The 21,239-nt window shown below is 43.8% G+C and carries 21 protein-coding genes, 3 tRNA genes, 1 pseudogene and 1 other annotated feature; of the genes and pseudogenes, 21 read left to right on the top strand and 4 right to left on the bottom strand.

Going from position 1 to position 21,239, the window contains the following annotated elements:
* Positions 1 to 22: 22 nt before the first annotated feature.
* Positions 23 to 1,846, top strand: a complete 1,824-nt coding sequence (gene aspS, locus INF29_RS07565; RefSeq protein WP_193485763.1) for an aspartate--tRNA ligase — start codon at positions 23 to 25, stop codon at positions 1,844 to 1,846.
* A 140-nt stretch (positions 1,847 to 1,986) separates the two neighbouring features.
* Positions 1,987 to 3,498, top strand: a complete 1,512-nt coding sequence (locus tag INF29_RS07570) for an endonuclease NucS domain-containing protein (RefSeq protein WP_193485765.1) — start codon at positions 1,987 to 1,989, stop codon at positions 3,496 to 3,498.
* 32 nt (positions 3,499 to 3,530) lie between these two features.
* On the opposite strand, the gene INF29_RS07575 is transcribed toward INF29_RS07570, so the two are convergent.
* Positions 3,531 to 4,142: a hypothetical protein gene (locus INF29_RS07575; RefSeq protein ID WP_193485767.1), complete on the bottom strand. Its 612-nt coding sequence runs from the start codon at positions 4,140 to 4,142 to the stop codon at positions 3,531 to 3,533.
* A 156-nt stretch (positions 4,143 to 4,298) separates the two neighbouring features.
* Between INF29_RS07575 and INF29_RS07580 the strand changes: the two genes are divergently transcribed.
* From INF29_RS07580 to xerD, 6 genes are all read left to right on the top strand, one after another.
* Positions 4,299 to 5,234 (top strand): dipeptidase, encoded by a 936-nt coding sequence (locus tag INF29_RS07580; RefSeq protein ID WP_193485770.1) that lies wholly within the window; start codon positions 4,299 to 4,301, stop codon positions 5,232 to 5,234.
* Positions 5,235 to 5,243: 9 nt separating this feature from the next.
* Positions 5,244 to 5,756 (top strand): hypothetical protein, encoded by a 513-nt coding sequence (locus INF29_RS07585; RefSeq protein ID WP_193485772.1) that lies wholly within the window; start codon positions 5,244 to 5,246, stop codon positions 5,754 to 5,756.
* A 23-nt stretch (positions 5,757 to 5,779) separates the two neighbouring features.
* Positions 5,780 to 6,976 (top strand): pyridoxal phosphate-dependent aminotransferase, encoded by a 1,197-nt coding sequence (locus INF29_RS07590; protein WP_191344813.1) that lies wholly within the window; start codon positions 5,780 to 5,782, stop codon positions 6,974 to 6,976.
* Positions 6,977 to 6,996: 20 nt separating this feature from the next.
* Positions 6,997 to 7,527, top strand: coding sequence for an NUDIX hydrolase (locus INF29_RS07595; RefSeq protein WP_072850063.1), 531 nt, complete (start codon positions 6,997 to 6,999; stop codon positions 7,525 to 7,527).
* 53 nt (positions 7,528 to 7,580) lie between these two features.
* A complete protein-coding gene (locus INF29_RS07600; protein WP_193485774.1) occupies positions 7,581 to 8,177 on the top strand; it encodes a stage II sporulation protein M in 597 nt (198 codons plus the stop codon).
* A gap of 140 nt (positions 8,178 to 8,317) precedes the next feature.
* A complete protein-coding gene (gene xerD, locus INF29_RS07605; RefSeq protein WP_072850059.1) occupies positions 8,318 to 9,202 on the top strand; it encodes a site-specific tyrosine recombinase XerD in 885 nt (294 codons plus the stop codon).
* 142 nt (positions 9,203 to 9,344) lie between these two features.
* Here xerD and INF29_RS07610 read toward each other — a convergent pair whose 3' ends face one another.
* Positions 9,345 to 9,923: a DJ-1/PfpI family protein gene (locus INF29_RS07610; protein ID WP_022254032.1), complete on the bottom strand. Its 579-nt coding sequence runs from the start codon at positions 9,921 to 9,923 to the stop codon at positions 9,345 to 9,347.
* 328 nt (positions 9,924 to 10,251) lie between these two features.
* Here INF29_RS07610 and INF29_RS07615 point away from each other — a divergent pair, with 328 nt between their 5' ends.
* From INF29_RS07615 to INF29_RS15230, 11 genes and pseudogenes are all read left to right on the top strand, one after another.
* A complete protein-coding gene (locus INF29_RS07615) occupies positions 10,252 to 10,674 on the top strand; it encodes a YjdF family protein (protein WP_072850057.1) in 423 nt (140 codons plus the stop codon).
* 15 nt (positions 10,675 to 10,689) lie between these two features.
* Positions 10,690 to 11,166 carry a 2-C-methyl-D-erythritol 2,4-cyclodiphosphate synthase gene (gene ispF / locus INF29_RS07620; RefSeq protein WP_193485776.1) on the top strand — a complete coding sequence of 159 codons (477 nt, stop codon included), beginning with the start codon at positions 10,690 to 10,692 and terminating at the stop codon, positions 11,164 to 11,166.
* 443 nt (positions 11,167 to 11,609) lie between these two features.
* The gene (gene epsC / locus INF29_RS07625) at positions 11,610 to 12,197 is read left to right on the top strand and encodes a serine O-acetyltransferase EpsC (protein ID WP_072850055.1); all 588 of its coding nucleotides are present in this window, start codon (positions 11,610 to 11,612) and stop codon (positions 12,195 to 12,197) included.
* 110 nt (positions 12,198 to 12,307) lie between these two features.
* The gene (gene cysS / locus INF29_RS07630) at positions 12,308 to 13,720 is read left to right on the top strand and encodes a cysteine--tRNA ligase (RefSeq protein WP_072850053.1); all 1,413 of its coding nucleotides are present in this window, start codon (positions 12,308 to 12,310) and stop codon (positions 13,718 to 13,720) included.
* Between the two features lie 2 nt (positions 13,721 to 13,722).
* Positions 13,723 to 14,148 carry a Mini-ribonuclease 3 gene (locus INF29_RS07635; RefSeq protein WP_193485778.1) on the top strand — a complete coding sequence of 142 codons (426 nt, stop codon included), beginning with the start codon at positions 13,723 to 13,725 and terminating at the stop codon, positions 14,146 to 14,148.
* A 78-nt stretch (positions 14,149 to 14,226) separates the two neighbouring features.
* A complete protein-coding gene (gene rlmB / locus INF29_RS07640) occupies positions 14,227 to 15,084 on the top strand; it encodes a 23S rRNA (guanosine(2251)-2'-O)-methyltransferase RlmB (RefSeq protein ID WP_330397884.1) in 858 nt (285 codons plus the stop codon).
* A gap of 90 nt (positions 15,085 to 15,174) precedes the next feature.
* Positions 15,175 to 15,693: an NYN domain-containing protein gene (locus INF29_RS07645; RefSeq protein WP_087989278.1), complete on the top strand. Its 519-nt coding sequence runs from the start codon at positions 15,175 to 15,177 to the stop codon at positions 15,691 to 15,693.
* A gap of 18 nt (positions 15,694 to 15,711) precedes the next feature.
* Positions 15,712 to 16,365: an RNA polymerase sporulation sigma factor SigH gene (gene sigH, locus INF29_RS07650; RefSeq protein WP_022254040.1), complete on the top strand. Its 654-nt coding sequence runs from the start codon at positions 15,712 to 15,714 to the stop codon at positions 16,363 to 16,365.
* 40 nt (positions 16,366 to 16,405) lie between these two features.
* Positions 16,406 to 16,478: transfer RNA gene (locus tag INF29_RS07655), tRNA-Thr, on the top strand.
* 67 nt (positions 16,479 to 16,545) lie between these two features.
* Positions 16,546 to 17,157 (top strand): annotated as a pseudogene (locus INF29_RS15225) (HAD family hydrolase); the annotation flags it as partial.
* Between the two features lie 48 nt (positions 17,158 to 17,205).
* Entirely contained in the window at positions 17,206 to 17,565 is a 360-nt protein-coding gene (locus tag INF29_RS15230; RefSeq protein ID WP_334298144.1) for an ACT domain-containing protein, read from the top strand.
* Between the two features lie 79 nt (positions 17,566 to 17,644).
* Here INF29_RS15230 and tyrS read toward each other — a convergent pair whose 3' ends face one another.
* Positions 17,645 to 18,880, bottom strand: a complete 1,236-nt coding sequence (gene tyrS / locus INF29_RS07665; RefSeq protein ID WP_072850042.1) for a tyrosine--tRNA ligase — start codon at positions 18,878 to 18,880, stop codon at positions 17,645 to 17,647.
* Between the two features lie 72 nt (positions 18,881 to 18,952).
* Positions 18,953 to 19,174, bottom strand: a binding site (T-box leader).
* A gap of 22 nt (positions 19,175 to 19,196) precedes the next feature.
* A complete protein-coding gene (gene pepT, locus INF29_RS07670; protein WP_072850040.1) occupies positions 19,197 to 20,426 on the bottom strand; it encodes a peptidase T in 1,230 nt (409 codons plus the stop codon).
* A 365-nt stretch (positions 20,427 to 20,791) separates the two neighbouring features.
* Between pepT and INF29_RS07675 the strand changes: the two genes are divergently transcribed.
* Together INF29_RS07675 and INF29_RS07680 are read left to right on the top strand one after the other, a co-directional pair.
* Positions 20,792 to 20,880 (top strand) — tRNA-Ser (locus tag INF29_RS07675).
* A gap of 30 nt (positions 20,881 to 20,910) precedes the next feature.
* Positions 20,911 to 21,002 (top strand) — tRNA-Ser (locus tag INF29_RS07680).
* The last annotated feature ends 237 nt before the right edge of the window (positions 21,003 to 21,239 follow it).

The following is a 21,239-nucleotide window of genomic DNA, read 5'->3' on the forward strand; positions in this document are numbered from 1 at the left end:
ATCTGTAAGGAGATTTATCAATATGGGAGAATCAATTACCGGCTTGAAAAGAAGCCACATGTGTTGCCATGTCAATGAAACCATGATTGGTCAGGAAGTGACCGTTATGGGGTGGGTACAGCGTCGCCGTGACCTGGGTCAGCTGATCTTCATCGCTCTGCGTGACAGAACAGGTCTGGTACAGATTGCCATCGACGGCAATACCGCACCCAAAGAAATTTTTGAAAAAGCTGAAACCGTTCGCAGTGAGTACACACTGGCTGTACGCGGTATTGTAACCGCTAGAACAGAAGGCAATATCAACCCTAACATGAAAACAGGGAAAATCGAAATCATTGCTTCTGAACTGCGTATCCTGTCTGAATCTGAAACAACACCTTTCCAGATTGAAGACAACATCACAGTCAAAGACGATCTGCGTCTGAAATACAGATATCTGGATCTGAGAAGACCTTGCCAGCTGAAGAACATTGTTCTGCGTCATCAGGTGGTACAGGCTCTCCGTGCCTTCCTGAACAACGAAGGTTTCCTGGAAATTGAAACACCTATTCTGGGCAAATCCACACCGGAAGGTGCCAGAGACTATCTGGTTCCCAGCCGTGTGCATCCCGGTAACTTCTACGGTCTGCCTCAGTCCCCTCAGCTGTACAAACAGCTGCTGATGGTTTCCGGTATGGACCGTTATTATCAGATTGCAAAATGCTTCCGTGACGAAGACCTGCGTGCAGACAGACAGCCTGAATTTACACAGGTGGACATGGAACTGTCCTTCATTGATGTAGACGATATCATGGACATCAACGAAAGACTGATGCAGAAAGTATTCAAAGACATCATGAATGTAGACGTGCAGCTGCCCCTGCAGCGCATGACTTATAAAGAAGCTATGGAACGCTTCGGTTCCGATAAGCCCGATGTACGTTTCGGCATGGAACTGGTAAACATTTCCGATGTAGTAGCCGGCACAGACTTTGTGGTATTCAAATCCGCACTGGAAGCTGGCGGCAGCGTACGTGCTATTAACGCAAAAGGCTGCGGTTCTTTCCCCAGAAAGAAAATCGACTCTCTGGTTGAATTTGTGAAAACATATCGTGCAAAAGGTCTGGCTTGGATCGTTGTCAACGAAGATGGCAGCCTGAAATCCCAGATTGCAAAATTCTTCACACCTGAAAAACTTCAGGAAATCGTGGACAAAATGGAAGGTAAACCCGGCGACTTGATCCTGATCTGTGCAGATAAGGACAAAGTTGTATTCGACTCTCTGGGTGCCCTGCGTCTGGAACTGTCCAAGATGCTGGAACTGACCAGACCCGACGACTTCCGTTTCCTGTGGATTACAGAATTCCCTATGCTGGAATGGGACGAAGAAGAAAACAGATATGTGGCAGTACACCATCCGTTCACAGCACCTATGGACGAAGACCTGGAACTGCTGGATACAGATCCCGGTGCAGTTCGTGCGAAAGCATACGACATCGTACTGAACGGTTACGAACTGGGCGGCGGCTCCATCAGAATCCACCGCAGAGATATTCAGCAGAAAATGTTCGAACTGCTGGGCTTCACTCAGGAAGATGCCCAGGAACGTTTCGGTTTCCTGTTGGATGCCTTCAAATACGGCGTACCCCCTCATGGCGGTCTGGCGTTCGGTCTGGACAGAATCATCATGCTCATGAGCAATGCGCCCAGCATCCGTGACGTTATCGCATTCCCTAAGGTAAAGGATGCTTCCTGCCCTATGACAGATGCGCCTAACGTGGTAGACCAGAAACAGCTGGATGAACTGGCAATCTGCTTCAATGAAGAAATTCTGAAAGCTGCTGCGGCAGAAACAGAAGAAGCGTAAGTTAGTTTTTTCAAAAAAGATTATGATAAAAGCACAAAATCTCTTAAAAAGAGGTTTTGTGCTTTTTTGATGAATTTGTTATGTTTTGTCAAAAAAACTCCTTTTTGTTATAATAAATAAAAGAAAAAGGAGGAGGCTAAATGAAATATAATCAGAAGCTTTATGAAAAAGTAAATGAAAAATATCAGAATATAGCAACTAGTCAATTATCAGATCAGGCTTTTTGTAAAGAAGTAGAAAAAAATATTATTGCTAGTAAAGGGGAAGAAAAAGAAATATGGGAAAGTTTATATCTTAGTACGCTACTTGAAGGTATTTCAAGAGGATATACCCACTATAATATAAAAGAGTTGGAATCCCGACTAGAGTATCAAGCATTTAAGCGGATGTTGAAAAAAACAGAAGTACAGCATTTCCTTTATAGGGCTGTACTGCATCTTTGGAATGGAGAATATGATGAAGTTTTTCCATTATTAGAGGAATATTTAGATAGTTTTGAAGATATCAGAATAAAGCCATTGACAGAGTTTGAATTTTTGAATCATTTTGTACTGCCGTTGAAAAATGGATATTCTGGCATGTGGAATCAGATTGCTGTATTGCTGAAAAAATATGGAACTGGTGAAGACATCATTGCAATGTGCTATGCTCTGGAGAAATATTATTACCATGAGAAATGGGAAGAGGCAACAGATGTATTAGCAATAGTATTACAAAAGAATCCAAATTTTTCGATAGCGAAAGAACTTCTTGCAAATGTGTATTATGAAATGAAATATTGGAAAAATGCGATTTTTTATTATCAACAGGTTGAAGATTTGGAAATCAATGAGAGAATCGCTTATCCGGAAGCCATTTATTTTAATATCGCATGGGCATATTCGAAAATAAGGGATTATAAGCAAGAAGAATTATATTATAGAAAAGCTTTGGATATGATGCCTAGTTATCCCAATGCGAAAAATAATCTGGGATGGTCTTTGCTGAAACAAAAGAAATATGAGGAAGCGGAGCAGGTTTTAAGGGAATGTGTGAAAGAAGAGAGAGATTTTCCTTATTCAATCAATAATCTGTGTGAAAGTTTGATGCGTCAGGAAAAATTAGAGGATTTAACTGCTTGCGTAAATAAGTATCATCATAAAATTGGAAAATGGCAGTTAAAAAATATAGAAAAAAAGACGGGATTAACTTTTGATTTTGGTAAAAAGGAAAAACGAGAACCTGAAGAAACGAATATGTATATTTCTGGTCAGGAAACACAGTTCAGTAATGAAAGACTTTTGGAAGAAGAATTATGGAATCGCTTGGATCAGGGCAAGGATATATTTGGAATGCATTTGAAAATTTACGAGGGTCCAAAAGGTTACGGAAGACAGTTTATCATACCAGTAGGACGCTTAGATTTGTTAGCTGTGGACGAGGATGAAAATTATTATGTAATTGAATTGAAAAAAGATTCTGGATATAAAGATGCATATGAGCAAACAGTTTCTTATGTTAAATGGATTCAAAAAAATATGGCAAAGAAAAGCCAAAAAGTATATGGAATTATTTGCCTGAATCAACCCACACAAGAATTGGTAGATAAGGTGAGAAATGATAAAAGTATGCGTTTGTTTGAATATCATATCCATTATCAAGAGATCAAATAAACAAAAAGCCTGTCGTATGACAGGTTTTTTGTTTATTTGATTTCCAAAATCGCATTAGAAAAGGAGTCAGTAATGTGTTTGAGAAGGTTTTCGTTTAGTCCAATCTGTTTCATTTTCTGCAAATCTCCTTGGTCCTTGGGGCGGTTCTTTCGGCTCTTTTTGGCGTAAACAAATTCCAGAGAGATGCAGCACAGCTTTTGTCCATGAGGCAGGACATAGGCAGTGATATAATCTTCTGGAGAAAGATTGGGCAGGCAGAGGGTCACAAGGCTGTCTTTTGCGCTGAAATCAGCAGTAGCGAAATCCCGTTGGACAAGGTTGTTGTTTTCTTTAAAAAAAGGCGTAAAACTGATTGGCAGACCATCCAGAAAGATTTCTGTACCAAAATCGACCTTTTCTTTGTTGCAGGAGAGAAAAAGAGAATCATGGGTGTGGTCATAAAGTCCTTGCTCTTTAAGAAAAGCGCGAATAGTTTCCATTTCTGAAAGAGGAACCACGAAATCAATATCGCTGTGGAGCCGATTGGAATCTTCACCGGAAATTACCCAAGGAACAAGACCACCAGCAAGAAATATTTTGTCTTTCAGTTTGGGATGAAGTCCAAAAGTGAGGGCTTTTTCTTTTACGAAATCACAGGGAAACATATCCATTCTCCTTTCTGATGGCGCATGATTTTTCTATCTCTCATCATAGGATATGAAAAGGAAAGATGCAATATTTCGGCAGGATTTTTGTTTTGTATTGTATTTTTTGGCATAAACATTTAAAATAGAAAAGAAGTGCAGAAAAAGGAGGAGCCTATGAAAAGCTATGCAGATGCCCATTGTGATACTGTGGTGAAAGCCATGGAAGCAGGAGAGAATATGCTGGAATTTTCAGGACAGCTGAATCTGGAAAAACTTGCTGCCTATGGACCGGCAGTGCAGATTTTTGCCATTTGGCTGGAACCGAAGTACTATCCCATTGCCATGCGACAGACCGTGAAATATCTGGACTATTATCTGGAACAGATGGAGCGGTACAAAGACCGTGTGGGCATGGTGAAAGGATTTTCCGATATTCTGGAAAACAAAAAACAGGGCAGGCTCTCTGCTATATTATCTCTGGAAGGCGGCGAAGCACTGGAAGGAGAAATTGCTGCCCTGCGGATGTTTCATCGTCTGGGTGTCAGATTGATGACGCTGACATGGAACCACAGAAACGCATTGGCAGACGGTGTGGCAGAAAGAGGCACTGGCGGCGGACTGACCACCTTCGGCAAAGCCGTTGTGAAAGAGATGGAACGGCTGGGCATGCTGGTGGATGTATCCCATTTGACAGATGCTGGTTTTTACGATGTGGCAAAAATGGCGGAAAAGCCTTTTGTGGCAAGCCATTCCAATGTACGGGCAATTTGTCCTCATCCACGGAATCTGACAGACGAACAGCTGAAAATCATCGGCGAAATGGATGGTTTTGTGGGGCTGAATTTTTTCCCGCCTTTTGTTGCGGAGAAAGACGCAGTGACACAGGATGATCTGCTGCGGCAGCTGACACATATGCTGGATATGGCTGGTGAGGATGCTGTGGGACTGGGCAGTGATTTTGACGGCATTGACGTGACACCGACAGACCTGCGTGCAGTGGAGGATATGGCACTTTTTCTGGAACGGATGGAACAGGAGTTTGGCAGTCATCTGGCGGAAAAAATACGTGAGAAAAATTTCCTGCGGGTGGCAGAAAGGGTATGGAAATAAGGAGGTAACATGAAACGGGTTATTATCAGCGTTGTGCTGCTTTTTGTCATTGCCGGATTGTTCCTTGTGAGCATCAACGGCATTAGACCGCATCCTTATACAGAGGCGGAGCTGAAAACAGTCTTTTTGGAAAAGGCTGAAGAAAATGGTCTTTCTCTGGAAGAAGGCTATGAAGTGGTTGAGAAAAAACATGCCAACAGCATGACTTATCTGATGGAAGATGTTAACGGCAATCATGCGTGGGGAACCTACGTAATGACACCGCTGAACGAAAAGTATAAATCTTATGATTTTTACACAGATCAGATGAATCTGGTGGAAGGCAGTCCCTATACTTATATGGTAAATGACGGCATTATGAAATATGACATCACAGTGTCTTATGACGGAGATCTTTCTATTGAAGGCTCTGAAAAAGCGCAGTCTGTACTGTCTCTGAAAATGCTGACAATGAGTTTTGGTATTATGGTAATTCTTGCAAATCTGGTACTGAATGGTGTCAGAAAAAGCAAATTTGATTAAACAAAAGAAATGAGGTAAAAGAAATGGAAGTATCAAGAAGAGCACAGAGCATCAAAGCATCCAGCACACTGGCAATCTCCGCAAAAGCGGCAGAACTGAAAGCACAGGGCAAAGATATGGTTACATTTGGCGTAGGGGAACCTGATTTTGACACCCCCGCACACATCAGAGAAGCGGCGAAAAAAGCCATTGATGAAGGCAAAACAAGATATACACCTGCGGCAGGTACACCTGCACTGCGGAAAGCTGTTTGCGATAAGCTGAAAAAAGACAACGGTCTGGACTATGAACCTGCACAGGTTGTTATCAGCAACGGCGCAAAACATTCCCTCATGAACGCATTTATGGCAATCCTGAACGAAGGAGATGAAGTCATCATTCCTGCACCTTTCTGGCTGAGCTATGCGGAAATGGTGAAAATTGCCGGCGGCGTGCCTGTAGTGGTACACACAAAGAAAGAAAATAACTTCATGCTGACAAAAGAAGAACTGGAAGGCGCTTACACAGCAAAAACAAAAGCACTGATCCTGACCAGCCCTTCCAACCCTACTGGCATGATTTCCTCTCTGGAAGATTTGCAGATGGTGGCAGACTTTGCTGTAAAACATGACATTTTCGTAATTTCCGATGAAATTTATGAAAAACTTATTTACGATGAAGGCAAAAAACATATCAGCATTGCTTCTTTGGGCAAGGAAATCTATGACAGAACCATCGTTATCAACGGTGTTTCCAAAAGCTATGCAATGACAGGCTGGAGAATCGGTTTTGCGGCTGCACCTCTGGAAGTGGCAAAACTCATGTCTTCCTTGCAGTCCCACATGGCTTCCAACCCCAACTCCATCGCGCAGGAAGCAACTCTGGCAGCTCTGGAAGGTCCTCAGGACTGTGTAACAGAAATGTGCAAAGAATTCAAGAAAAGAAGAGATTACATCTATGAAAGAGAAGAAGCCATTCCTATGATTTCCGCGCTGAAACCGGAAGGTGCATTCTATCTGTTTGTGGATGTATCCGGCACTTACGGGAAAAGCTATGAAGGTAAGGAAATCCACTCTGCGGCAGATTTCGCTGCAATTCTGATTGCGGAAAAATATGTGGCAGTGGTTCCTTGCGCAGACTTTGGTATGCCTGACTATATCCGTCTGTCTTATGCAACAGATATGGAACAGATCAAAAAAGGCATGGACCGCATCGAAGAAATGGTAAAAGCACTGGCATAAATCCATAAGGAGATGGCAATATGAGCTATGAAGTGTTGGAAAGCAAGCTGACTTATGAAGGCAAGATTGTGAAAGTAACGGTGGATAAGCTGCAGATGCCTGACGGCAAAGCGGCTTATCGGGAAACAGTTATCCGTGGCAAAAATGCAGCGGCAGCACTGGCAGTGGATGCAGAAGGCAAAATCATTTTTGTCAGACAGTATCGTCATGCCTTTAAAGAAATGCTGCTGGAAATCCCTGCAGGGGTGCTGGAAGAAGGGGAGGAACCCGGCGAAGGCATCAAACGGGAACTGGCTGAAGAAACAGGTAATCTGGCAGGAAATATGGAATTTATCTGTGAATTGTATCCCACAGTAGGATATTGCACAGAGAAGATCTTCCTGTATTTTGCTTCTGATCTGACACCTTGTCCTTGTTGTTTTGATGAGGATGAATTCATTGAAGTGGAACGGTATACACCGGAAGAAGCTTTGGAAATGATTTATAAAGGTGAAATCAAAGACGCGAAAACCGTTGCGGCAATTTTTGCGTATATGACCAGACATAAATAAAAAAGACGAGCCATAACCTTGTAACAGGAGAAAAAATGTGATGAGGTGAGGCTATGTATCCAAAAAAGAAAACACCGGCAGAGAGAGGGCAAATGATTTTTATGATTGTTTGCCTTTCTTTTTTGTTGGGGACAGTAGGCGGAGCGGTGGCTGCCAATTTGGCGGGACGCAGTGGAGAAGAAACGCTGGTGCGGTTTTTGCAGGAGCATTTGACGGCAGGAGGAGATTCCTCTTTCTGGTATACCTTCTGGAAATACATGAAGTATGACTTGCTCATCTGGGCAGGGGGATGGCTTTCCATGGGGGTATTCATTTCCGGGTGTGTTTGTCTGTTCCGAGGAATTTCGTTGGGGTTTACGGCGGCAATGCTTATGGCAAGCTATGGCGGCAAAGGCGTATGGCTGACCATATTGGGGATATTGCCCCAGAATCTGCTGTTGATTCCGGCTTATGTTGCCATGACAACGGTAGCGGTTTACTACCTTTTTGCATGGGGAGAAGAAGGCACCAGAAAGGGTGCAAGCAAACGAGAAAAACGGCGGCGGCAGACAGAATACTGCATATTATTGGCGGCATCAGTTTTGCCCATTGTGGTGGCAAGTGGTGTGGAAGTGGGGTTGATTCCTGCTTTTATGGCGTATTTAACCTAAAAATGTACGCGAAAAAAGGTCAGAATGGAGAATTTTGCAGCAACAGTGGAAAATTTATGAAAAAAATGTCGACAATTATGAAAAAAGTATTTATAATTTATGAAAGACTATGTCTTTTTTGATTTGAAGGGGTTATGAATATGGAAGAAAATCTGGCTGCTTTTCGCATGTACCTGCAAAATGTGAAAAAGTCATCTGAAAATACCATATTGTCATATTTACGGGATCTGCGGGGATTCTGCGGTTTTATGGAAGGCTTGGGCGTATGTGAGGTTTCCAAAATCAACCGTACCAATATCATGGCATATGTGTATGAATTGCAAAATCAACATAAGGCGTCCACAACGATTTTTCGAAATTTAGCGTCTATCCGTGCGTTTTTCTATTTTCTCATGGGGCAGGGCGTTGTAAAGGAAAACCCTGCTGTGGATCTGGAACTGCCCAGAGAGGAACGGAAAGTGCCGAAGATTATGACTTTGGAGCAGGTGGAAAAGCTGTTGGATCAGCCAAAGACCAGCGATGCCAAAGGTCTGCGGGATAAAGCCATGCTGGAAGTCCTTTATGCCACAGGTATCCGCGTATCAGAGCTGGTTTCCCTGCAAGTGGATGATGTGAATCTGCCTTTTGAATATATCCGTTGTACCACAGGCAGCAAAAGCCGTATGATTCCCATTGGTACAAAAGCCAAAGAGGCCCTTTGGGAATATCTGAAAAAAGGTCGGGTGCAGCTCATACATAACCCAGAGGAAACGGTGCTGTTTCTGAATTATGGCGGCAAGAAAATGACAAGACAGGGTTTCTGGAAGATTGTCAAAAATTATGCGGAAGAAGCGGGGATTCCCGGAGAGATAACACCCCATATCCTGCGCCATTCCTTTGCGGTGCATCTGCTGGAAAATGGGGCAGACCTGCGTTCTGTACAGGAAATGCTGGGACATTCTGATATTTCCACAACCCAGATTTATACAAAACTGAACAATACAAAAATCAAAAGCGTATATGCAAAAGCCCATCCGCGGGCATGAGTACATAAAACGAAAGCTGGAATCCTTGGAACTGGAAAGATTTCAGCTTTTTTTATGTTTGTGCAAAAAAAGAGAGGATTTTGAAAATCCTCTCTTGTAAGTTGCGCATCTATATCAAATTTGATATATACTTGCAGATCTTTTAGATCTCAATCTTTGCCCCCATGAGTTTCGCAAATTCAGCAACGATAGCAGCGTCGCCGGGCCATGCGGGTGCAGTAACCAGATTGCCGTCTACAACTGCTTTGTCTGCGTCTACAGCTACATATTCGCCGCCTGCCAATGTGATGTCAGGACCAACAGCGGGATAAGCAGTTGCTTTTTTACCTTTGAGTACGTTGGCTGCAGTCAAGATCTGAGGACCATGGCAGATTGCAGCAACTGGTTTATTTGCAGCGAAGAATTCCTGTACAATTTCAATTACTCTGGGTGTCAATCTCAGGTATTCGGGAGAACGTCCGCCGGTGATGAACAATCCAGCATAATCAGCTGTGTTAACAGCGTCGAAATCTGCTGTCAAAGCGAAGTTATGACCTCTTTTTTCGGAGTATGTCTGTTCTCCTTCGAAGTCATGAATTGCGGTACGAATAATGTCACCTGCTTTTTTTTCGGGGCAAACTACATCAACCTGATAACCCAGAACCTGCAGAGCCTGAAAAGGTACCATGGTTTCATAATCTTCCGTAAAATCTCCAGCCAACATTAAAACTTTCTTTCCCATTGTAATCTCCTCCTTTGTTGCCCGAAGGGCACATATATTTCTATGTGAATATATGTTATGTATTTCTATAAATACAGTATAAACCTGTTGTCAGAAAAATGCAAGAGTTTGATGAAAAATTCACAAAAAAACACTGTATACCAAAAAGCTATATGATAATGTCAGACAAAATAGTGGCATTGACAGCAGAGGTAAAAAAGCATACTATGGTCTTGCAGAGATAAAAACACGATCCGGTTGGTAGTCCGGATGCGGCAAGACGCCGTCAGTAACCTGACTCCTTGGTTGTCCCTTCTTTGTGCAGTAAAATACAAAAGGAGGAATGACCATGGAAAAGGTCAAAGTGACAATGACCGTACTTTTTGAGGAGCCTTTCTGGATCGGCATTTACGAACGGGAGGACGGAGAAAGCTATCAGGCGGCAAAGATACTTTTTGGTGCGGAGCCAAAGGGATTGGAAGTGCAGGAATATCTGCTGAAACATGTGTATCGGCTTTCTTTTGGCACTGGTGAGAAAAGTCAGATCTCTGACAAGCAGACCCGTAAGAATCCGAAACGGATGCAGCGGGAAATCCGTAAGCAGACAAGAGAAAGGGGAACAGGCACCCGCGCCCAGCAAGCCATACAGGCGCAGCGGGAAGAGCGAAAAATCCAAAAGCGCATCATCCGAAAGGAAGATAAGCTGGCAGAGGAAAAAGAACGGTTTTTGCAGAAACAACAGAAGAAACGCGAAAAACATCGTGGACACTAAAAGGAGAAATGCTTCATGAGAATTGGTTCAGGATATGACGTACATAAGCTGGTGGAAAACAGAGATCTGATATTGGGCGGTGTAAACATTCCCTATGAAAAAGGATTGCTGGGACATTCTGACGCGGATGTGCTGCTTCATGCCATTATGGATGCCCTGCTGGGAGCGGCGGCACTGGGGGATATTGGGGGACATTTTCCCGATACAGACCCGGCTTATAAAGGGGCAGATAGTAAAAAATTATTATCCTGCGTTTGGGACTTGATTTCCCAAAAAGAATATTGTATAATGAATATCGACGCAACAGTAATCGCACAGCGTCCGAAGCTGAAACCTTATATTCCTGAGATGCAGAAGAATATCGCTGAGATTCTCCACATAGATATAGATCAGGTCAATGTAAAGGCAACAACAGAGGAAGGGCTGGGATTTACCGGCGCGGGAGAAGGCATTGCCGCTTCGGCTGTGTGCCTTTTAGAAAAAACGAAATAAGCCAAAAGTGATGATGGAAAAGAGTAGTCCTTTTATCACCTGCCAGAGAATAACGGCCGTGGTGAAAGGCGATGAAATTTGAGTTTCCAGGAAACTGGGGGTTTGAATGGCACCGTCTTAAGATACATGGGTGAGAGCCGTTTACAGAATGAGGAGGATGAAGTGCGTTCCTGAACTGAACAGGCGAACCATTTTTATTTTGCAGTAGCCTGATTCCGATGACAACGTTACAGTCGAGAAAGTGAGGCGGTATCTTTTTTCTGCGGAAAAACAGACCGTCTAAGTAAAGTGGAACCACGGAGTATAACAGCTTCGTCTTTACAGTGTTTGTAAAGACGGGGCTTTTTCTTTTTGGGGAAACAGAGAAGAAAAGCGCAGGAACACCTTATTTCGTGCTGTAATATCATAAAAAAGAATATCAGTATCGAGAGGAGAAACCAAACATGAATACAAGAGAACTCAAAGCAAGAATTGAAGAAATGGTTGACGTTATTAAGGAAAAAGATCCTGCCATCAGAAGCAACATCGAAGTCATTCTCTACCCCAGTTTCTGGGCAGTGATCAACCACAGAATTGCCCACAGCTTCTACAAAAAGAAACATTATTTCATTGCCAGAGCCATTTCTCAGATTTCCAGAGGTTTGACAGGCATTGAAATCCATCCCGGCGCACAGATTGGCAAACGCTTCTTCATTGACCACGGTATGGGTGTTGTCATTGGGGAAACAGCGGAAATTGGCGACAACGTTATGCTGTATCATGGTGTAACACTGGGCGGTACCGGCAAAGACAAAATCAAACGCCATCCTACCGTTGGAGATAATGTACTGATCGGCGCAGAAACCATTGTACTGGGTCCCATTACCATCGGTTCCAATACAAAAATCGGCGCAGGTTCCGTTGTGCTGGAAGATATTCCTGCTAACGTAACAGCTGTTGGCTCTCCCACAAAGATTGTAAGAAAAGACGGTATGCGCATCAAACCCACAGACCCTTCCGAATTTACAAAGGCAAAAAAACATGCAGTTTGAGAAATGAAAAAGAAAACGGAAGAATTATGGAAAATATGCTTGCAGAACCCGTTTTTGTGATATAATGTAACTTAGAAAAATATGGTTCAATAAAGGAAGGATGAACGACCATGAAAGTATATAATACACTGACAAGACAGAAAGAAGAATTCATTCCCCGCGAGGAAGGCAAAGTAAAAATGTACGTTTGCGGTCCTACCGTATATGACTATATCCATATCGGTAACGCACGCCCTTACGTTGTATTTGATACTGTAAGAAGATACCTGGAATACAAAGGTTATGACGTTACTTACGTTCAGAACTTCACAGACGTTGACGACAAGATCATCAACCGTGCAAACAAAGAAGGCAGTACAATGGAAGCAATCTCCAACCGTTACATTGAAGAAGCATTCCATGATGCTGACGGTCTGAATGTAAAACGTGCTACCGTGCACCCTCGTGTAACACAGGAAATGGACGGCATCATTGCTATGGTACAGACTTTGATCGACAAGGGTTATGCTTATGAAGACAATGGCACTGTTTACTATGATACAAAGAAATTCCCTGAATACGGCAAACTGTCCAAAAAGAATCTGGATGAACTGATCGCTGGTGCCAGCGAACGTGTAGCTATTGACGACGCTAAGAAAAACCCTACAGACTTCGTACTGTGGAAACCCAAAAAAGAAGGCGAACCCAGCTGGACTTCTCCTTGGGGCGAAGGCAGACCCGGTTGGCATATTGAATGCTCTGTTATGGCAAAACATCATCTGGGCGACACCATCGATATTCATGCCGGCGGCGAAGACCTGATCTTCCCTCACCATGAAAACGAAATCGCACAGAGTGAAGCTGCTAACGGCTGCCAGTTTGCAAAATATTGGCTGCACAACGGTTTCATTACTGTTGACAACGAAAAAATGTCCAAATCTTTGGGTAACTTCTTCACCGTTAGAGATATTGCGGCACAGTTCCCTTATGAAGTTATCCGTTTCTTCATTCTGAACGGTCATTACAGAAGCCCTATCAACTTCAGCAGAGATCTGATGCAGGCTTGCCAGAATGGTCTGGAAAGAATCAAAAACGCAAGAAAAGAACTGGATTTCTATATCAAAAACAGCGCTGACACAAAAATGACAGCAGAAGAAACTGCACAGGCAGCAGAACTGGAAAAATACAAAGAACAGTTCGAAGCAGCTATGGACGACGACTTTAACACAGCTGATGCTATTTCCGTTATCTATGAACTGGTTCGTTTCAGCAATATCGCTGTAAAAGCTGGCGTTTCCAAAGAATACGCAGAAAAGATTCAGGATATGCTGGATCATCTGTGCGGCGTACTGGGTGTAGCAGAACTGAAAGAAGACGCTGTATCTGATGAAGAAACAGCAAAAATCGAAGAACTCATTGCAAAGAGAGCAGAAGCGAAGAAAGCAAAAGACTTTGCAACAGCAGACGCTATCCGTGACGAACTGGCAGCTATGGGCATCACCATCAAAGATACCCGTCAGGGCGTACAGTGGTTCAGAGGTTAATTATGAACTTACAGGCATTGGACTTAATGCTGGGTCAGAAGGGGACAGTCAATCCAAAGGAGCTGTCCCCTTTGGCGCTGGCTTATATAGGGGATGCGGTTTATGAAATGCTGGTGCGCACCACTGTTTTGACAGGAGGGAATGCGCCGGTGAACCGTTTGCATAAAACCGCCAGAGATATGGTCAATGCAAAAGCACAGGCGGAATTTTATTTCCGTGTGGCTGAGGAATTGACAGAGGAGGAAACGGCTGTGTTCCGCAGAGGACGCAACGCGAAGTCCTATACCACACCGAAGAACGCCGATTTGATGGACTACCGCCATGCAACGGGGGTAGAAGCGGTATTCGGTTATTTGTATTTGGATGGAAAAATGGAAAGAGTCATTGACTTATTCCGTCTGGGTATGGCAGAATTGATAGAGAAATAAAAATAGAAGCCGATGCACTGATTTTGCACATCGGCTTTTTGCTGTGTTGGAAAAAAGAGAAAAACAGGAGGTTATTCCGTGGAAAAAAGACGAAATGAACGGGAATGGAAAGAAAAAAGACCCAGCGGCAGAAACGGTGAAGAACGCAAGGGTCGCAAGCCTTTCCATACTGCCAGAGAAGAACGGGAAATGGACAGAGAAATCAATGAAAACCAGCTGGAAGGCAGAAATGCCATTCTGGAAGTCCTCAGAAGCGGCAGAGATATTGAAAAAATCATGGTGGCAAAAGGCAATGTGGAAGGTACTATTAAACGAATCATTGCTATGGCTGTAGAAAAAGGCGTTGTTATTCAGGAAGTGAGCCGTCAGAAACTGGACGAAATTTCCCAGACAAAAAATCATCAGGGCGTTATTGCGCTGGTTTCTGCTCATGACTATGTGGAAGTAGAAGATATTCTGGCTGCGGCAAAAGAAAAAGGGGAAGATCCTTTTGTGCTGCTGTTGGATGGTATCACTGACCCTCACAATCTGGGCGCTATTTTGCGTACAGCAGAATGTGCCGGTGTCCATGGGGTTATCATTCCCAAACGTCGTTCCGTTGGTCTGAACGCAACAGTTGGGAAAACATCTGCCGGTGCCATTGAATATATGCCTGTGGCAAGAGTGACAAATATTGTGCAGACCATGGAATATCTGAAAAAAGAAGGTCTGTGGATTGCCTGCGCTGATATGAAAGGTCTGGATCATTTCGACACAAACATGAAAGGCCCTCTGGCATTGGTTATTGGCAGCGAAGGCGATGGTGTCAGCCGTCTGGTGAAAGAAAAATGTGACTTTACAGCATCTATTCCCATGTATGGGAAAATTTCTTCTTTGAATGCTTCTGTAGCGGCTGCACTGCTCATGTATGAAGTGGTAAGACAGAGAAGATTTTAAGATTTGACGGATTTTGCGGAAAAGAAGAATCTTTTGCAATTTCTATGGTTATATGATATGATGATACGATGAGAAGGGAGGGGATTGCCGTTGCAGGAGGATTTTTTGCTGGTGGACGGCTATAACATCATCCACGCATGGGACGAGCTGCGGGAATTGATGGAAGATGTCAGTCTGGAAAGTGCAAGGGTAAAGCTCATTGATACCCTTTCCAATTATAAAGGTGTACAGAAAGCGACCATTATCGTCGTTTTTGACGCATATCTGGTCAAGGGCAATCCTGGCTCTGTATCGAAGTATCATAATATTTATGTGGTCTATACAAAAGAAGCGGAAACGGCGGATCATTACATTGAACGAGTGGTAACATCCATGCCGAAGCATTATCGGGTGCGGGTGGCAACCACCGACGGACTGGAACAGATTATCATTTCCGGTCAAGGGGCTGTGCGCATGAGTGCCAAGGAACTGCATAATCAGGTGCATCAGGCGGAAACAGAACTGCGCCGACAGTACATTGAAAACAGACCGCCCAAAAACAATATGCTCGCCGATAATCTGGATGAGGAAGCGCTCAATTGGCTGGAGAATTTACGGCGGCAGAAATAAGGAGAACAGAGGATTTATATGATAAGTGAAAGAACAGAACAAACTGCAAACACCCAACAGGATGAACTGCTGGTGCGTCAGGCACAGAGCGGGGATAATGAGGCGGAAGCACGCCTGTTGGACAAATATAAACCCTTGGTGAAGGCAAAGTCCCGGGCTTATTTTCTCATTGGCGCGGATACAGAGGACATCATACAGGAGGGCATGATCGGACTGTATAAAGCCATTCGGGATTATGATAAGGAAAAGAATGCTTCTTTCCGTAGTTTTGCGGAACTGTGCATCAATCGTCAGATGATCACAGCCATTAAGGCGGCAACCAGACAGAAGCATCAGCCACTGAATTCGTATATCTCATTGAATAAGCCTGTGTTTGAGGAGGATTCCGAAGAAACCTATTTGGATCTGCTTCAGGAAGGGGAACTTCTGAACCCGGAAGCCCTGCTCATTGGACAGGAAAACAAAAACTTTCTGGAAAACCAGATGGAGAAGAATCTCAGCAGTTTCGAAAGCCGCGTACTGACATTATATTTGCAGGGCAGAAGCTATTTTGAGATTGCCAACATGCTGGATAAACCGGAAAAATCCATTGACAATGCCCTTCAGCGGGTGAAGAAAAAACTGGAAAAATTTGTTTTAAAAAAAAATCTTGACGGAATAGAATCTGTGTGATAGTATATAAAAGCTGACGGAAGAAATCTATTCTTCCTATGCTACTGTGGCTCAGTAGGTAGAGCGTCGCCTTGGTAAGGCGGAGGTCACGGGTTCAAGTCCCGTCAGTAGCTTTTCGCCCTCGCAAACGCGGGGGCTTTTTTGTTGCAAAAATCTTTGAAAGGGAGAAGGCGAATGAAGATGAAATATCAGGCAGTGATTTTTGATCTGGACGGCACACTGTTGGATACACTGGATGATCTGACAGACAGCATGAACGAGATTTTACGCAGATATGGAAGAAAAGAACGGACAAGAGAGGAAGCGGCAGCCTTTTTGGGGAACGGCAGTGCTGTGTATCTGAAATTAGCGGCAGGAGAACCGCTGGAAGATTTTGAAACTTGTCTGGAAGAATATAAGGCATATTATAAGGAACATATGGAAATCAAAACAAAGCCTTTTGACGGCGTTTTGCAGCTGCTGCGGGATTTACGTCAGGCTGGTGTGAAAACGGCAGTGGTATCTAATAAATTTGACGGGGCTGTCAAAGGTTTATGCAGCAAATACTTTGGGGATGCTGTTGATCTGGCAGTAGGGGAAGGCAATGGTCTGCGTCCCAAACCGGCAGGAGACATGGTAGAAGCGGCAGCAGAAAAGCTGGAGGTATCTTTGAAGGATTGTCTGTATGTGGGGGATACAGAGGTGGATTTGGCTACGGCAAAGGCAGCTGGCATGGATTGTGTCAGCGTTACATGGGGATTCCGCACAGAGGAGCAGCTGAAAAATGCAGGGGCAACTTATTTGGTTGACAGTGTGGGGGAATTGGAGCAGTATTTGTTGACAGAAAAAATTGCAGAACGGCTGGAAGTGCTGCCATATGCATTTTCTGTATGCTGTGTCAGTGATGAGACAAAGGTGGATTGGACACAGCCTTTTTGTTTTGCAGCAAAGACAGACAGGGAATTTTCTCTGGTGTGTCTGACAGAGCATGTGCCGGAAGAAACGCTGGAAAGAGAAGATGGTTGGAGAGCGTTCCGCGTTGCAGGGACGTTGGAATTTTCGTTGATTGGCATATTATCTCGGATTTCTGGTGTGCTGGCTGAGGCTGGTGTGGGAATTTTTGCGGTGTCTACATATCAGACGGATTATATTCTTTTGAAAGAAAATCAATTGGAAAAAGGATTGGATGCCCTGCGAAAAGCAGGTTATATGATTGATTAAAAACAAAAACGTCGGAAAATGTTTCTATGAAAGAAACATTTCCGACGTTTTTGCATTATTGGAATGGAAGTATGAACGTTTATTTCAAAACAACATTGTGGAATGTTTTTTTGCCTTTCTGTACCAGCAGTTTGCCGTCTGTGAACAAATCTGCAGTTACTTTGAAGTCAACGTCTGTGACAGGTTTTTCAGCTACTTTTACACCGCCCTGCTGTACTGCACGTCTGCCTTCGGAACGGGAAGGAACAACGCCGATGGTCGTCAGCAGTGTCAGGATATCCATGCCTTCTGCAAAGTCAGCAGCGGGCAGTTCTGTAGTAGGTGCGGAACCAGCAGCGGAACCTTTGCCGAACAGAGCTCTTGCAGCTTCCTGTGCTTTTGTTGCTTCTTCTTCACCGTGAACGATCTTAGTCAGTTCGAATGCCAGAACTTCTTTTGCTTTGTTGATTTCGCTGCCTTCCAGTGCGCCCAGACGACGTACTTCATCCATAGGCAGGAATGTCAGCAGAGCCAGACATTTTTCAACGTCTTTATCGCCCACGTTTCTCCAGTACTGGTAGAATTCGTAAGGAGATGTTTTTTCAGGATCAAGCCATACAGCACCGCTGACGGTTTTGCCCATTTTTACACCTTCACTGTTTGTCAGGAGTTTGAATGTCATACCGTAAGCAGGTTTGCCTGTTTTACGACGGATCAGTTCTACGCCGGCAATGATGTTGGACCACTGGTCATTGCCACCCATCTGCAGTACGCAGTCGTATCTTCTGTTCAGTTCGTAGAAGTCGTAGCCCTGCATGATCATGTAGTTGAATTCCAGGAAGGACAGACCAGCTTCTTTTTCCATACGGATTTTGAAGCAGTCCGCAGCCAGCATACGGTTTACGGAGAAGTGTACGCCAACGTCACGAAGGAATTCAATGTAATTCAGGTTTCTCAGCCAGTCTGCGTTGTTTGCAATGATGGCGCCGCCGTTTTCTTCGTCAAATTTGATGAAGTGAGACAGCTGTTTTTTGATGCAGGCAACGTTATGGTCGATGGTTTCTACGGTCATCATTTTACGCATGTCAGCTTTGCCGGAGGGGTCACCGATCATACCTGTGCCGCCGCCCATCAGACAGATAGGACGGTTGCCGCAGCGCTGCATGTGTGCCATTGCCATAACGGTCAGAAAGTGACCTACATGAAGGCTGTCTGCAGTAGGGTCGATACCGATATAAAATGTCACGCCGCCTTTTTCAAACAATTCTTTGATTTCATCTTCGTGTGTCAGCTGTTCAATAAAACCTCTTTCTTTCAGAACTTCGTAAGCATTCATGAGAAAACACCCTTTCTTTATTGGTTTGTATTTCAGCGAAGGCTTTCTGCAAATAAAAAAGGGTTCTGTCGCCAAAAGGACGAGAGAACCCGTGGTACCACCTTAATTCATGTTTATCATAACGAAAAGACAAACATCTTTCGGTCTAGGTAACGGCAGACAACCGTTGTGCCATTTCCTGCACAAAGCTCATGAGGCGTAATTTACAAATACTGTGCTGCAATCCTTTCACCAACCGGACTGCTCTCTGCGGCTGTAACCAGCTTTGCCCATATACTCAATCATCGCTGTTTTGCTTATTTATGAGCCTATCCTATCACAACTTTTTTTGAAAGTCAACCCCACAACTCAATTCTGCAATTTTTACAATCATTTCCACTGCTTTTTCCATAGAAGAAACGGGAATGTATTCATAAGGTCCATGGAAATTATGACCGCCGGCAAAGAGATTGGGGCAGGGAAGTCCCATAAAGGACAGGCGTGCACCATCAGTACCGCCGCGGATGGGCTGCACAATGGGTGTGATGCCGCAGGCTTCCATGGCCTGTTTTGCCAGATCTACGATTTCCATGCAGTCAGCAATTTTAGATGCCATATTATAGTACTGATCTTTCAGTTCCAGTGTGATGGCATTGGGATACTGGATGTTTTTCCGTTCCACAATGAGCTGGATGAGATTTTTTCTGTGGGCAAAAGTTTCTGAATTAAAATCACGAATGATATAAGTCAGCGTGGCTTCAGATACATTGCCTTCAAAAGAGCAAAGATGGAAGAAGCCTTCATAGCCTTCTGTTTTGGAAGGAATTTCTTTTTCTGGCAGCAGAGAAGCGATTTCTGTGCCAATGAGAGCGGCATTCTGCATGATGTTCTTTGCTGTACCGGGATGAACGCTGCGGCCTTTGATATGAATGACTGCCTGTGCGGCATTGAAATTTTCATATTCCAATTCACCGATTTTGCCGCCGTCCAGAGTATAGGCAAAGTCAGCACCGAATTTTTTCACATCAAAATGGTCAGCGCCTGCGCCGATTTCTTCGTCAGGTGTAAATGCAATACGGATTTTGCCATGAGGGATTTCAGGATGGGTCATGAGATATTCCATGGCGGAGAGAATTTCTGCGATGCCGGCCTTATCATCGGCTCCCAGAAGGGTTGTGCCGTCAGTGGTGATCAGCGTATCTCCGATATAATTCTTCAAATCTGGAAATTCATCAGGAGAAAGGGAGATGCCATTGAGCTGAATGGTTTCACCATCATAGTGATGAACGATATGAGGCATGATGCCATCGCCTTTGGCATCAGGACTGGTATCCATATGGGCAATAAAGCCAATGGTAGGAGCGTTGGGATCTGTTGCAGGCAGGGTAGCCATGACATAGCCGTGACGATCCATTACAGCATCAGCTAACCCAATCGCTTGGCATTCTTTGACGAGAAAATCTCCAAAGACAAGCTGCTGTTTTGTACTGGGAATGGCAGAAGAATTTTCATCAGAGGTTGTGGGCTGCTTGATATATGTTAAAAAACGTTCACTAACTGATTTCATAATTATAGAAGAACTCCTTTCTGTGTTTCGGAAATGTTTCGACAGTGTAAAGAAACTGTAAAACCATTTCTTATATTGTACCATTCTTAAGCAAGAAAAACCACAAGGTATGAAAAAGTTTGCGGAAAGCAGAGAAAATACGGGATTTTCAAGGAATGTTAAAATAATATGAAAAAAATGAAAAAAATTTCAAAAAAGGTGTTGACAGGAAAGTTATTTTGGGATATACTAACACCACTGCTTCGGAAAACACGAAACAGCAAAAAGAAAAATAAAAAACTTCAAAAAAAGTGTTGACAAACAAAACACAACGAAGTATAATAACAAAGGTTTCGCTGCTCAAGAAAAGCAAACTAAATCAGTATGGAGAGGTGTCCGAGTGGTTTAAGGAGCTGGTCTTGAAAACCAGTGACTCCGAGAGGGGCCGTGGGTTCGAATCCCACTCTCTCCGCCAATTAAATATTTTTTTCATCAGAGAGCACATGGAGAAGTACCCAAGTGGTTGAAGGGGTTCGCCTGGAAAGCGGATAGGTCGTTAATAGCGGCGCGAGGGTTCAAATCCCTCCTTCTCCGCCATTTTTATCAAATTCGAAGTTGAAAAACTTCGAAAAAAGATAAAAAAATACTTGACAAGCCTAAAACGATGTGATAAAATATCACTCGCCGCTGAAAAAGCGAGGCAAACAAGACTGATCCTTGAAAACTAAACAGCAGAAATAAACTTACAACCCATAGTCAATTCGGTCAGTGAGTTTCGAACCGTTTATGGAGCGACCGACCTAACACTGCAAAGTGTCAGAGGGAGCGGAATGA

Origin of the sequence: Anaerotignum lactatifermentans (assembly GCF_014982935.1) — a bacterium.
Classification (GTDB): domain Bacteria; phylum Bacillota; class Clostridia; order Lachnospirales; family Anaerotignaceae; genus Anaerotignum; species Anaerotignum lactatifermentans.

Coding starts and splice junctions, on each gene's coding strand:
- aspS (WP_193485763.1), top strand. CDS start 23: ATGGGAGAATCAATTACCGGCTTGAAAAGAAGCCACATGTGTTGCCAT.
- INF29_RS07570 (WP_193485765.1), top strand. CDS start 1,987: ATGAAATATAATCAGAAGCTTTATGAAAAAGTAAATGAAAAATATCAG.
- INF29_RS07575 (WP_193485767.1), bottom strand. CDS start 4,142: ATGTTTCCCTGTGATTTCGTAAAAGAAAAAGCCCTCACTTTTGGACTT.
- INF29_RS07580 (WP_193485770.1), top strand. CDS start 4,299: ATGAAAAGCTATGCAGATGCCCATTGTGATACTGTGGTGAAAGCCATG.
- INF29_RS07585 (WP_193485772.1), top strand. CDS start 5,244: ATGAAACGGGTTATTATCAGCGTTGTGCTGCTTTTTGTCATTGCCGGA.
- INF29_RS07590 (WP_191344813.1), top strand. CDS start 5,780: ATGGAAGTATCAAGAAGAGCACAGAGCATCAAAGCATCCAGCACACTG.
- INF29_RS07595 (WP_072850063.1), top strand. CDS start 6,997: ATGAGCTATGAAGTGTTGGAAAGCAAGCTGACTTATGAAGGCAAGATT.
- INF29_RS07600 (WP_193485774.1), top strand. CDS start 7,581: ATGTATCCAAAAAAGAAAACACCGGCAGAGAGAGGGCAAATGATTTTT.
- xerD (WP_072850059.1), top strand. CDS start 8,318: ATGGAAGAAAATCTGGCTGCTTTTCGCATGTACCTGCAAAATGTGAAA.
- INF29_RS07610 (WP_022254032.1), bottom strand. CDS start 9,923: ATGGGAAAGAAAGTTTTAATGTTGGCTGGAGATTTTACGGAAGATTAT.
- INF29_RS07615 (WP_072850057.1), top strand. CDS start 10,252: ATGGAAAAGGTCAAAGTGACAATGACCGTACTTTTTGAGGAGCCTTTC.
- ispF (WP_193485776.1), top strand. CDS start 10,690: ATGAGAATTGGTTCAGGATATGACGTACATAAGCTGGTGGAAAACAGA.
- epsC (WP_072850055.1), top strand. CDS start 11,610: ATGAATACAAGAGAACTCAAAGCAAGAATTGAAGAAATGGTTGACGTT.
- cysS (WP_072850053.1), top strand. CDS start 12,308: ATGAAAGTATATAATACACTGACAAGACAGAAAGAAGAATTCATTCCC.
- INF29_RS07635 (WP_193485778.1), top strand. CDS start 13,723: ATGAACTTACAGGCATTGGACTTAATGCTGGGTCAGAAGGGGACAGTC.
- sigH (WP_022254040.1), top strand. CDS start 15,712: ATGATAAGTGAAAGAACAGAACAAACTGCAAACACCCAACAGGATGAA.
- tyrS (WP_072850042.1), bottom strand. CDS start 18,880: ATGAATGCTTACGAAGTTCTGAAAGAAAGAGGTTTTATTGAACAGCTG.
- pepT (WP_072850040.1), bottom strand. CDS start 20,426: ATGAAATCAGTTAGTGAACGTTTTTTAACATATATCAAGCAGCCCACA.